This is a genomic window from Pseudomonas paraversuta (assembly GCF_904063065.1).
GTDB classification, from domain to species: Bacteria; Pseudomonadota; Gammaproteobacteria; order Pseudomonadales; family Pseudomonadaceae; genus Aquipseudomonas; species Aquipseudomonas paraversuta.
Window position 1 is genome coordinate 1 of the sequence record NZ_CAJFCL010000046.1, and the last position, 449, is coordinate 449.

General features: G+C 60.6%; 1 pseudogene. It reads left to right on the top strand.

Annotated elements, in window-relative coordinates:
* Nucleotides 1-15: 15 nt before the first annotated feature.
* Nucleotides 16-449 (top strand): annotated as a pseudogene (locus tag JQ845_RS22855) (ABC transporter permease subunit); the annotation flags it as partial.

The following is a 449-nucleotide window of genomic DNA, read 5'->3' on the forward strand; positions in this document are numbered from 1 at the left end:
TTCTGCTAGACCCGCGGCGTAGGCAGCGAGACATATCTCGACTTGTTTGTCTCGGGTCTGGGCTGGACCATTGCGATCGCCGTTGTCGCCTGGATTGTTGGACTGAGACTGGGTTCGATGCTGTGCGTCATGCGCACCATGCCAAACCGCCTGGTAGCCGGCATCGCCGGGGTGTACGTGGAAATCTTCCGCAGCGTACCACTGCTGGTTCAACTGTTTATCTGGTACTTCCTGGTACCCGACCTGCTGCCGCAGAACCTGCAGGACTGGTACAAGCAAGACCTCAACCCGACCACCTCGGCCTACCGGAGCGTTGTCGTGTGTCTGGGTCTGTTCACCGCCGCCCGTGTCTGCGAACAGGTACGTACCGGTATTCAGGCCCTGCCCCACGGGCAAGAAGCCGCCGCGCGCGCCATGGGATTCAGCCTGTCGCAGATCTACTGGAACGT